The sequence below is a fragment of the Kocuria salsicia genome, from assembly GCF_007681555.1.
In the GTDB taxonomy this organism is placed as follows: domain Bacteria; phylum Actinomycetota; class Actinomycetes; order Actinomycetales; family Micrococcaceae; genus Kocuria; species Kocuria salsicia.
The window spans coordinates 60,944-72,753 of the sequence record NZ_VELE01000001.1; the positions used below are offsets into that span (position 1 = coordinate 60,944).

Below are 11,810 nucleotides of genomic sequence, written 5' to 3' on the forward strand. Positions count from 1 at the left end.
GAGGGAGTCATCGTGTTCGTCCTGACGATCGACCGACGCGCGTCACGCCGTGACGGCCCGGCGCTGGAGATCTCCGCGCTGCGCGACGAGCTGCAGCACGGCCTGCCCCGCCCGGTTCTCGGCTGGGACGTGAGCGCGGGGGACGAGCTCCAGGCCCTGTACGACGACGCTGCGGCCGCCCTGAGCGCGCTGCTGCACCTCGCGGACTCGGCCCGGTGGCACGTCGGCCTGGGCATCGGCCCCGTGGACCTGCCCCTGGGCGACTCCGTACGGGAGTCCACGGGCCCGGCGTTCGTCGCCGCCCGTGACGCGGTCACCCGTGCGAAGGACCACGGCGCCCCGGTGGTGAGCGGCAACGAGTGGGCCGAGCGGACGGGAATCGTGCTGGATCTCGTGTGCGCCGTCCGGGACCGCCGGACGGACGCCGGGGCCCGGGCCGCTGCCCTGGCCGACGACGGGCAGACCCAGCAGCAGATGGCCACCTCCCTGGGAATCGCCCAGTCCTCGGTGTCACGACGACTCGCAGCCGCGCTGTGGCACGAGGAGCACGCGGTGCGGGAGACGCTCGTGGCGCTGCTGGACCTCGCCGATCAGGGGCGGGATTCATGACGGCGCTGCGCCCCCTGGCCACCGTTGCGCTGCCGCTCGTGCTCGTGGCGGTCACAGCGGTGTGGACGTGGCTCGCAGGCACCGCACCGGGGGTGTGGACCTTTCCCGCCCTCCTCGTGGCCGGCACCCTGTCTGGGGATCCCGTGGTCCGCGCGGTCTTCTCCTTCGCGGACGTCTCCGACGAGCGCCCCGCGCCTGAGGTGAGCCCCTGGACCGAGTCCGATGCCGAGGCCGACCCCGTGGACCCGCCCCTGCGCGGAGGACTTGTGATCGGCGCACTCGAACGCGCAGCGGCGATCGTCTCGCTCATGACCGGCATGGTGGCCGGGATCGCCGTGATCGTGGCTGTCAAGGGTCTCGCCCGCTACGGCGAGTTCACCAACGCGCAGCAGCGGGAGCAGTTCATCATCGGCACGCTCGTCTCCCTGCTCTGGGCGGCCCTGTTCGCTGGTGCCGGCCTGTGGTGCACGACGCCGCCCGGGCCGTTCGGCACCTGACGGTTCCGTCTCCCAGACCGGGTCGATCGGCGTCGTCGGCCCTCAGCGGTCCGCGTCGAGATCTGGGGAGGGCGTGCTGACCCGGCCGGTCTCGGCGAACTCCCGGTGCTGGCCGCGCGCTGTCTCCAGCATCGCGCGGAAGCGGGCCCGCGACGTGATCAGCTCGTCCTTGTGCTTCTCCGAGATCCGGGGGAAGTGCGCGTGAGCCTCGGCGATCTGCCGCGCGAGGGCGTTGCGCTCCTCGGCCGGTGCGCCCGCGGGCAGCGCCAGGTAGCGCTCCGTGAGGTCCTGGACGCGCTGGATGGTGCGCAGCGCCTGCCCCTTGGGACTGTAGAGGGACACCAGCACGGTGATCACGAGCGCCGAGATGATCACGGCGAGAGACGCTCCGATGCCGATCTCGACCACGGGCACGTGGGCGCCGTCGTTGATGAAGGGCAGCGTGTTCTCGTGCAGGGCGTGCAGGACGAGCTTCACACCGATGAACGCCAGGATGAGCGAGAGGCCCCACGACAGGTAGATGAGGCGGTCCAGCAGCCCGTCGATCAGGAAGTACAGCTGGCGCAGGCCCATGAGCGAGAATGCCGTGGCCGTGAAGACGATGTAGGGCTCCTGCGTGAGCCCGAAGATCGCGGGGATCGAGTCGAGCGCGAAGAGAATGTCCGTGCCGCCGATCGCGACCATGACCAGCAGCATGGGAGTCAGCGCGCGCTTGCCCTCGTGGACGGTGAAGAGCTTGTCGCCGTCGTAGTAGTCCGTGGTGTGGAAGACCTTCCGGGCCAGGCGCACCACGATGTTGTTGGCGTCGTCCTCCTTGCCCTCGCTGATCTCCCCCTTGATGAGGTTGCCAGCCGTGAGGATGAGAATCAGGCCGAAGAGGTAGAACACCCAGGAGAACGCGTTGATCGCCGCGGCGCCCACGAAGATGAACGCGGTGCGGGCAATGAGTGCGAAGACGATGCCGAAGAGCAGCACCTTCTGCTGGTCCGCGCGGGGCACGGCGAACGAGCCCATGATGATGAGGAACACGAAGAGGTTGTCCACGGACAACGCCTTTTCCGTGATGTAGCCGCCGTAGTACTCGGCCATCAGGGTGGGGCCGTCCAGCCACAGGATCACGAGCCCGAAGAGCAGCGCGATCCCCACATAGACAGCGGACCAGATGGCCGCTTCCCTGATGGTGGGTTCGTGCGCCTTGCGGACGTGGAAGACGAAGTCGTAGGCCAGCAGGCCGAGGATCAGGGCAATCGTGATGCCCCACTGGAGGGAGGTGATCTCCACAGGGAGTCTCCTTGCGGGTCGAGAAACCACACAAGTCTCTCCCCCACGCCCGTGATGTCCGGTGCAACGACCGGAGTGCGCGGTTTGGCGTGGTCCGTGCCCGGCCCGACGATGGCGTCGGACGTACTGACGGACACGGAAGGTGAGGGATACTCCCTTGCTTGCCGTCGATCATACCGGAGCCGCCGGCCGGCCGCGGGGTCAGTTCCGCGCGCGACCCTTCGCGTCCGCGATGCGCTGCTCCCGCAGACCGTGAGCCCGCTCGAGGAGGTCGTGGTAGCGGGTCTCGGACTCGATGAGCTCGTCCCGGTACTTCTCCTTCACGTTCGGCAGCTGCGCACGGTACTTGTTCATCTTCCGGGCCGCCTTGGTGCGTTCCTCCACCGGAGCGCTCTCCGGGGTGTCGAGGTAGCGCTCGGCCCACAGCTGGGCCCCATTGATGATCCGCACGGCACGGCCCTTGGGGCTGTAGAGCGAAGCGAGGACGGTCAGCACCAGGACGCCGATGATGACGGCGAGCGAGAACCCGGTGCTCACCTCGACCACGTGCACGGGCTCACCCCCGTTGATGAAGGACAGGGTGTTCTCGTGCAGCGCATGCAGGATGAGCTTCACGCCGATGAACCCGAGGATGAGCGCCAGGCCCCAGGAGAGGTAGATGAGGCGGTCCAGCAGCCCGTCGATCAGGAAGTACAGCTGGCGCAGGCCCATGAGCGAGAACGCGGTGGCCGTGAAGACGATGTAGGTCTCCTGGGTCAGCCCGAAGATCGCGGGGATCGAGTCGAGCGCAAACATGATGTCGGTGAGCCCGATCGCCACCATGACCAGGAGCATGGGGGTCATCATGCGTTTGCCGTCCACCTCGGTGAACAGCTTGTCCCCGTCGTACTCGTCCGTGGTCTTCAGGAAACGCTTGGCCAGGCGCACCATGACGTTGTTGGCGCCGTCCTCCTCGTCCACGTCCGTGACCTCGCCCTTGACCAGGTTGCCTGCGGTGTAGATGAGAAAGATGCCGAACACGTAGAACAGCGCGGACCAGCGGTTGATGGCTGCCGCCCCCACGAAGATGAACAGGGTCCGGGCGATCAGCGCCACCACGATCCCGAACAGCAGCACCTTCTGCTGGTCCGCCCGCGGCACCTTGAAGGACGCCATGATGATGAGGAACACGAACAGGTTGTCCACGGACAGTGCCTGCTCCGTGATGAACCCGGCGTAGTACTCCGCCGCAAAGCCCGGCCCGTCCCAGATCAGCACGATCAGCCCGAACAGCAGCGCGAGGGACACGTAGAGGCTCGTCCACAGCGCCGCTTCCTTGATGGTGGGCTCGTGCGGCTTGCGCGCGTGGAAGATGAAGTCGTAGGCGAGCAGGCCCAGGATCACCGCGATGGTGATCCCCCACTGCAGTCCGGAAATCTCCACGAGTACCCCTTAGACGAGAGCGTTGCTGGGAGCAGCCCGTGAACGGACCACACAGATGTGGAAGTGTACCCGACCGCCGAGCCGCCAGGCACGGTTCAGGAGGGCTCAGGCGTGCCCGGCGTCCTTCATGCGGCGTAGCTCCTTCTTGAGGTCCGCGATCTCGTCCCTCAGCCGCCCGGCGAGCTCGAACTTCAGTTCCGCCGCGGCATTGCGCATCTGCTCGCTGAGCTCCTCGATGAGCTGCACCAGGTCCTCGGCCGGGGCCGCCGCGACACCGTCCCGCAGCAGCTTGGACTCCGCTGCCGCTGCCGCCTGGTCCCTGCCGGGGGCCCTGCCACGCGTACCGCCGTCTTTGCCCTTGACCGGCGCGGTGTGGTTGTTCGCGGCGGAGCGCTGGGCCAGCAGGGTCCGGGTGTCCTCGTCCTCTCGGGCCAGCTGATCCGTGATGTCCGCGATCTTCTTGCGCAGGGGTTGCGGGTCGATCCCGTGCTCTTTGTTGTACGCCACCTGGATCTCCCGGCGGCGGTTCGTCTCCTCGATCGCCACGTCCATGGAGCGCGTGATCTTGTCCGCGTACATGTGGACCTCGCCCGAGACGTTGCGGGCGGCTCGGCCGATCGTCTGGATCAGCGAGGTGGTGGAGCGCAGGAAGCCCTCCTTGTCCGCGTCGAGGATCGCCACCAGGGACACCTCCGGCAGGTCGAGGCCCTCGCGCAGCAGGTTGATGCCCACGAGGACGTCGTACGTGCCCATGCGCAGGTCCCGCAGCAGCTCCACGCGCTTGAGGGTGTCCACGTCCGAGTGCAGGTACTGCACGCGCACCCCGTGCTCCATGAGGTACTCGGTGAGGTCCTCGGCCATGCGCTTCGTCAGGGTGGTCACGAGCACACGCTCGTTGCGCTCCACCCGCAGCTCGATCTGCTCCAGGAGGTCGTCGATCTGGCCCTTGGTGGGCTTGACGATCACCTGCGGGTCCACCAGCCCGGTGGGGCGGATGATCTGCTCCACCACCGAGTCCACCTTGGACATTTCGTACGGGCCAGGTGTGGCGGACATGTACATGGTCTGCCCGATGCGCTCCAGGAACTCGTCCCACTTCAGGGGCCGGTTGTCCATGGCGGAGGGCAGCCGGAAGCCGTGCTCCACCAGTGTGCGCTTGCGGGACATGTCCCCCTCGTACATGCCGCCGATCTGAGGCACGGTCACGTGGGACTCGTCGATGATGAGCAGGAAGTCGTCCGGGAAGTAGTCCAGCAGACAGTGCGGGGCCGAGCCGCGGGGACGGCCGTCGATGTGCAGGGAGTAGTTCTCGATGCCGTTGCAGTAGCCCATCTGCTCCATCATCTCGAGGTCGTACTGCGTGCGCATGCGCAGTCGCTGTGCCTCGACGAGCTTGTTCTGTGACTCCAGCTCCTGCAGCCGCTCCTGGAGCTCCTTCTGGATGGACTCGATGGCCACCGCCATGCGCTCGGCGCCGGCCACGTAGTGCGAGGCGGGGAAGACGTACATCTCCTGCTCCTCGTTCACGATCTCGCCGGTGAGAGGGTGCAGCGTGTAGATGGCCTCGATCTCGTCCCCGAAGAACTCGATGCGCAGCGCCATCTCCTCGTACATGGGGATGATCTCCACGGTGTCCCCGCGCACGCGGAACGTGCCGCGGTGGAAGTCCATGTCGTTGCGCACGTACTGCATGTTGACGAACTGGCGCAGCAGGGCGTCCCGGTCCATCTCCTGGCCCACGGCCAGGGTGACCATCTGCTTGACGTACTCCTCCGGCGTGCCAAGGCCGTAGATGCACGAGACGGTGGAGACCACCACGGTGTCCCGGCGGGTGAGCAGGGAGTTCGTGGCGGAGTGGCGCAGCCGTTCGACCTCCTCGTTGACGGAGGAGTCCTTCTCGATGAAGGTGTCCGTCTGCGGGACGTAGGCCTCCGGCTGGTAGTAGTCGTAGTAGGAGACGAAGTACTCGACGGCGTTGTTGGGCAGCAGCTCCCGCAGCTCGTTCGCGAGCTGCGCGGCGAGCGTCTTGTTCTGCACGAGCAGCAGTGTGGGCCGCTGCACGGCCTCGATCAGCCACGCGGCGGTGGCGGACTTGCCCGTTCCCGTGGCGCCCATGAGCACCACGTCCTTCTCACCGCCCTGGATGCGTTCGGCGAGCTCGGCGATGGCCTTGGGCTGGTCACCGGCGGGCTGGAACTCGGAGACGACCTCGAAGGGGGCGACCACGCGGTTGATCTTCTGGGCGAGCGACATGGCATCAGGGTACGCGCAGGCTCAGACACGACGACGCCCGCGCACCGCCGCGGGCCCCGCGGGTTCCGGCGCCTTCCCAGGACCCGGTCTCAGGCCGCCTCCCGGTTCCACCACTCGTCCACCTGCGCCTCCAGCTCCGCGATGCTGCCGGTATTCTCGAGCACGGTGGTGGCCACCGCCCGCCGGTCCTCGTCCTTGGCCTGGGCGGCGATCCGGCGTCGGGCGTCCTGCTCGGCCATTCCCCGGTCCTCGACCATGCGCCGAACGCGCTCGGCCTCCGGCGCCTCGACCACGAGCACACGGTCCATCTGCTCGTGCTGGCCGGTCTCCACGAGCAGGGGGATGTCGTGGACCACCACCCCTCCCGGTGGCACGTCGGCGAGCAGCCGTGACGTGCGCGCACGCACGAGCGGGTGCATGATCCCGTTGAGCGCCTCGAGCTGAGCCGGGTCCCCGAAGACGATCCTGGCCAGCGCCGCGCGGTCCAGGGCGCCGTCGTCGCGCACCACGGCCGGACCGAAGTGCTCGAGAACCGCCTCGTAACCCACCGCGCCGGGTTCCTGCAGCTCGCGGGCGATCGCGTCCGCGTCCACGACGAGCGCGCCGTGCTCCGCAAGCCGGCGCGAGACCGTGGACTTCCCGGAGGCGATCCCCCCGGTCAGCCCCACGCGCAGCACGTCAGCGCGATCCGGTCTGGTGAACAGTTCCTTCATGGTCGTGGCCTTCTTCCGTGCTCTCGTGGTCCAGGACGGGCTGGATCTGATCCTGCCAGATCTCGCGCACCTGCTCCCGGACGCGCTCGACGTCCCTGTCGTTGACGATCATGCGGTCGGCGACGTCGCGGGTCTCCCCGTCCGACGGGGCCTGGTCGACGAGGTCCCACGCGACGTCGGCCGCCACGCCCTCCGTGCGGCGCAGCCGTTGCACGCGCTCCTCAACGGGCGCCTCCACGGCGACCACGAGGTCGAAGCGGTCCCGCTGCTCCGCCTCCAGGGGATCCCTGACCACCTGGACCATGACGCGATCGGTACCCGCCTCACGCGCCCGACGCCGCGCGCTCTCGCGCATCTCGGGCATGAGCAGCTCATGGGCCCTGGCTCGCGCGGTCTCGTTGCGGGCCATGAGCTCGTCAAGCGCGACGGCGACGTCCGCCGCGGGGGTGTCTGCCGCCGTGGGCAGCTGCTCCCCGAAGATCCGCTCGACCTCCGCGCGCGTGCCGGACCCTGGTTCCAGCAGCTCCTGCCACATCTGGGCACTGTCCAGGACCACAGCGCCGAGCTCCTCGAAAGCCCGGGCCGCGGTCCGCTTGCCCGACGACGCGCCCCCCGTGAGCGCCAGTTGGTAGACCGGGCGCCCCTCCCGCTCACGCTGCCAGTGCCACGTGCGCGGCTGGTGGGTGTCGTGCTCGGGTTCCGTGCCCACCTCGTACTCAGGGCGGATCACGTAGTCCGAGACGGCCGTGCCGTCCTCCTGCGCGCGGCGGTGGTACTCCTCGGCCGGCAGCACGCGCTTCCACTGCCGTGTGCGCATGGGCCGTGCCGTTCCCGCGTCCTGGCGCAGCGCCTGCAGGAGCATGACCGCCTGGAGCACCTCGAGCAGCATCACGGGAGCGCCGATCACGATGATGACCTCCTGCAGCGCGTTGAGCCCGTTCTCCCCCGACGTCGCAATGATCGCCGTGCAGACGGCACCCACCGCGAGCGTCCAGAAGATCCGCTGCCGCCGGGGCCCCTCGTCCTCGTGGCCGTTGGCCATAGCATCCATCACCAGGGCACCGGAGTCGATGGAGGTGATGAAGAAGATGGTGATCACGATCAGCGCCACGAACGCGGTCACCGCGAACCACGGCATGGTCTGCAGGAACTGGAACAGAGCTGCCTCCGGATTGCCCTGTGTGACGATGGTCTCCGTGAGCGTTGCCCGCGTCTCGGGGGCGCGGTCGATCCGGATGGCGTTGTAGCCGTAGATCGCCATCCACACGACCACGAACGCCGAGGGCACTCCAAGCACCCCCACCACGAACTCTCGGATGGTGCGCCCGCGGGAGATCTTGGCGACGAACATGCCGACGAAAGGCGCCCAGGTGACGGTCCAGGCCCAGTAGAACACTGTCCAGTCCCCGGACCACGTGCCACCCCCGTAGGTGTCGTTGAACAACGCGAGGGTGGGCAGCTGCTGCGCGTAACCACCCACTGACTCCACGATCGCGCGCATCGTGTCCATGGACGCGCCCGCCATGAGCACAAAGAGCAGCAGGGCCACGGCCAGCACGATGTTCGCGTAGGACAGCCGCTTGACGCCCTTCTCCATGCCCGCGAGCACGGATGCCAGGCCCACCGCCGTGATCACGGCGATGATCGCCGCCTGGATCCACCCGGCCATGGGGATCCCGTACACGTACGTGAGCCCGCTGTTGATCTGCAGTGCACCCAGGCCCACGGAGACGGCCAGGCCGAACACCGTGGCCACGATGGAGAGGATGTCGATCGCCTTTCCCCACGGCCCGTGGATCCCGTCCCCGAGCAGGGGGTGGAAGGCGGAGGAGACCCGCGGCGGCAGCTTGCGCTTGTACGTGAAGTACCCGAACGCCAGGCCGGGCACCGCGAGGATCGCCCACATGTGCACGCCGAAGTGGAAGTTCGCGATGTTCAGCGCCTCCACCGCAGCGCGGTCGGACTCCGGTTCCGTCCCGTACATGGGCGGGTTCGCGTAGTGGGTGATGGGCTCGGCCACGCCCCAGAACATCAGCACGGCACCCACGCCGGCCGCGAAGAGCATTCCGAACCAGGTGAGGCCCGAGTACGTGGGTTGGGAATCGTCGTCGCCGATCTTCACGCGGCCGTAGCGGCTCACTGCCAGGCCCACCGCGAAGATGACCAGCGCCGTCACGCTGAACGTGTAGAACCACCCGGTGCGGTAGCGCAGCACGTGGGCGATGCTCCCGAAGATGCCCTGCACCGGGCCCGGGAAGAGCCCCATGGCGGCGGTGAACACCACGATGAGCGCCGCGGAGACGAAGAAGATCGAGGGCGTGGTGCGCAGCCCGAGTCGGTCGTGGAGTCGGTGGAGCACGGAGGGGCCCTTCGGCTGGGGGATGGGGTCGGACGGCCCGGTCCCGCGACCGGCCGCACCCACTGTAGCGGCCGACGACGCCGCGGTCGGCGCGGTGCCCAGCACCCGTCCCTACACTGGGAGCGTGTCCCCCGAACTCTTCGCCGAACCTGCCGCCGCCCCGCGCGTGTCGTACACCGTGCCCCGGGCGGGAACCGTCCACTCGGCGGAGCTGGAGATCAAGAAGTCGCGCTTCCTGGCCCTGCTCACCCGCGTGGACACCGAGGACGAGGCCCGGCAGTTCATCGCACGCACCGCCTCCGAGCACCGCGACGCGCGCCACCACTGCTCCGCGTTCCTGGTCGGCCCCCACCGTGAGATCGGCCGCTCCTCCGACGACGGCGAACCGGCCGGCACCGCGGGCGTGCCAATTCTGCAGGCGCTGTCCTCCCACCTCACGGCGAAGCAGCGCGAGGCGGACGGGGCCGGTGACCTCTCGGACGTGTGCGCCGTCGTCGTCCGCTGGTTCGGCGGGATCAAGCTCGGGGCGGGAGGCCTGGTGCGCGCGTACTCCGGCGCCGTCACTGCCGCGCTCCAGGACGCACCCCTCATACGGCGCGTCCGCTGCCGCGAACTCTCCCTGCCCGTGCCGCACGCGGACGCCGGGCGCGTGGAGGCCGAGATCCGGGCGCGCGACCTCGTCGTGCAGCCCACCAGCTACGGGTCCGAGCACGCGATCCTCCACGTCCTCGTGCCGGACACACCCTCCGAGCTCGACGCCGCCCGGGCCGTCCTCGCCACCGTCACCTCGGGACACGGGGAGCCCGTGACCGGGGAACCCACGTGGCAGGACGTCCCTGCTCTCTGACGCACCCGTTCTTTCGGGCACGTGCCCTCACACCGGCCCCTGCCCGCAGAGCCGCCGCCGCGGTCGAACGGGTCCTGTCTGCCCCCGCTCTCCCACCGTGCTGCCCCCGCTCTCCCACCGTGCTGCCCGCACGACGTGGCGCGGCAACGGCCCCGCGCAGGAAAGACACCCCGGACACCTGAGACACCCCGGAAACGCGAGAGGCCCCGCACCCGTGACGGGTGCGGGGCCTCTCGGCGACGGTCAGCGTGCGTCACCCACCGGAACCGGCGGGGTGACGCTCACGCGTGACTCAGTGACCGGTGAGCTTCTCGCGCAGCGCGGCCAGAGCCTCGTCCGAGGCCAGCGTGCCGGAGTCCTCGGCCGACTGCTCGGAGGAGTAGCTCGTGGGACCGGACGCGCGGCTCGGAGCCGGCGAGGAGGACGAAGACGACGAGGAAGAGGAGGACGACGTGGTCGTCGCGGCTTCCAGGTCGTCCTGGATGTGCTTGCGCACCTGCTCCTTGTGGGCCTCCCAGCGGGACTGGGCCTGAGCGTACTGCTCCTCCCACGCCGCGCGCTGGTCCTCGTAGCCCTCGATCCACTCGTTGGTCTCGGGATCGAAGCCCTCGGGGTACTTGTAGTTGCCCTGCTCGTCGTACTCGGCGGCCATGCCGTACTGGGCCGGGTCGAACTCGGTGGACTCGGGGTCCACGCCCTCGTTGGCCTGCTTGAGGGACAGCGAGATGCGGCGACGGTCCAGGTCGATGTCGATGACCTTGACGAAAAGCTCCTCGTTCACGGAGACGACCTGCTCGGCCATGTCCACGTGGCGCTGCGCCAGCTCGGAGATGTGCACCAGGCCCTCGATGCCGTCCTCGACGCGCACGAACGCACCGAAGGGAACCAGCTTGGTGACCTTGCCCGGCACGACCTGGCCCAGGGCGTGGGTGCGGGCGAAGAGCTGCCAGGGATCCTCCTGGGTGGCCTTCAGGGACAGGGAGACGCGCTCGCGGTCCATGTCGACGTCCAGCACCTCGACGGTGACTTCCTGACCGACCTCGACGACCTCGGAGGGGTGGTCGATGTGCTTCCAGGACAGCTCGGAGACGTGCACCAGGCCGTCGACGCCGCCCAGGTCCACGAACGCACCGAAGTTGACGATCGAGGAGACGGTGCCCGTGCGGACCTGGCCCTTTTGCAGCTGCTGCAGGAAGTTGGCGCGCACCTCGGACTGGGTCTGCTCGAGCCAGGCACGGCGGGAGAGGACCACGTTGTTGCGGTTCTTGTCCAGCTCGATGATCTTGGCCTCGAGCTGCTGACCGATGTACGGCGCAAGGTCGCGGACACGGCGCATCTCCACGAGGGAGGCGGGCAGGAAGCCGCGCAGGCCGATGTCCAGGATGAGGCCGCCCTTGACGACCTCGATGACGGTGCCGGTGACGACGCCGTCGTCCTCCTTGACCTTCTCGATGTCGCCCCAGGCGCGCTCGTACTGAGCGCGCTTCTTGGAGAGGATCAGGCGACCTTCCTTGTCCTCCTTGGTGAGGACCAGAGCCTCCACCTCGTCACCCACGGCCACGACATCGTCGGGGTTGATGTCGTGCTTGATGGACAGCTCACGCGAGGGGATGACACCTTCGGTCTTGTACCCGATGTCCAGGAGGACCTCGTCGCGGTCGACCTTGACGACGGTGCCTTCCACGAGGTCGCCGTCGTTGAAGTACTTGATGGTCGCGTCGACAGCGGCGAGGAAGTCCTCTTCCGTTCCGATGTCGTTGACGGCAACCTGCTGGGTGGTGGTGGTCATGTAGTAGGGACTCCGATGGAATTGGTTTGATGGTTTGCCG

9 protein-coding genes are annotated in these 11,810 nt (G+C 68.3%); 3 read left to right on the forward strand and 6 right to left on the reverse strand.

The window, feature by feature from the left end:
* Positions 1-12 precede the first annotated feature (12 nt).
* Both FS770_RS00305 and FS770_RS00310 read left to right on the forward strand, forming a co-directional pair.
* Entirely contained in the window at positions 13-609 is a 597-nt protein-coding gene (locus FS770_RS00305; RefSeq protein WP_144942646.1) for a transcriptional regulator, read from the forward strand.
* Positions 606-1,106, forward strand: a complete 501-nt coding sequence (locus FS770_RS00310) for a hypothetical protein (RefSeq protein WP_145009194.1) — start codon at positions 606-608, stop codon at positions 1,104-1,106. Before FS770_RS00305 ends, FS770_RS00310 begins: the two co-directional genes overlap by 4 nt.
* Positions 1,107-1,148: 42 nt before the next feature.
* Here FS770_RS00310 and FS770_RS00315 read toward each other — a convergent pair whose 3' ends face one another.
* The 5 genes from FS770_RS00315 to FS770_RS00335 all read right to left on the reverse strand — a co-directional run bounded on the left by FS770_RS00315 (position 1,149) and on the right by FS770_RS00335 (position 9,134).
* Positions 1,149-2,387: a TerC family protein gene (locus FS770_RS00315; RefSeq protein ID WP_145009196.1), complete on the reverse strand. Its 1,239-nt coding sequence runs from the start codon at positions 2,385-2,387 to the stop codon at positions 1,149-1,151.
* A gap of 201 nt (positions 2,388-2,588) precedes the next feature.
* Positions 2,589-3,809: a TerC family protein gene (locus FS770_RS00320; RefSeq protein ID WP_145009198.1), complete on the reverse strand. Its 1,221-nt coding sequence runs from the start codon at positions 3,807-3,809 to the stop codon at positions 2,589-2,591.
* A gap of 105 nt (positions 3,810-3,914) precedes the next feature.
* Positions 3,915-6,062 carry an excinuclease ABC subunit UvrB gene (gene uvrB / locus FS770_RS00325; RefSeq protein ID WP_145009200.1) on the reverse strand — a complete coding sequence of 716 codons (2,148 nt, stop codon included), beginning with the start codon at positions 6,060-6,062 and terminating at the stop codon, positions 3,915-3,917.
* 89 nt (positions 6,063-6,151) lie between these two features.
* Complete coding sequence (gene coaE, locus FS770_RS00330; protein ID WP_244944655.1) at positions 6,152-6,775, reverse strand: dephospho-CoA kinase; 624 nt, start codon at positions 6,773-6,775, stop codon at positions 6,152-6,154.
* Complete coding sequence (locus tag FS770_RS00335; protein ID WP_145009202.1) at positions 6,741-9,134, reverse strand: dephospho-CoA kinase; 2,394 nt, start codon at positions 9,132-9,134, stop codon at positions 6,741-6,743. The genes coaE and FS770_RS00335 overlap by 35 nt, the downstream gene beginning before the upstream one ends.
* A 124-nt stretch (positions 9,135-9,258) precedes the next feature.
* On the opposite strand from FS770_RS00335, the gene FS770_RS00340 reads away from it, so the two are divergent.
* Positions 9,259-9,981 carry an IMPACT family protein gene (locus tag FS770_RS00340; protein WP_244944656.1) on the forward strand — a complete coding sequence of 241 codons (723 nt, stop codon included), beginning with the start codon at positions 9,259-9,261 and terminating at the stop codon, positions 9,979-9,981.
* A gap of 292 nt (positions 9,982-10,273) precedes the next feature.
* Here FS770_RS00340 and rpsA read toward each other — a convergent pair whose 3' ends face one another.
* Positions 10,274-11,770, reverse strand: coding sequence for a 30S ribosomal protein S1 (rpsA, locus tag FS770_RS00345; protein WP_055084751.1), 1,497 nt, complete (start codon positions 11,768-11,770; stop codon positions 10,274-10,276).
* Positions 11,771-11,810: the final 40 nt, after the last annotated feature.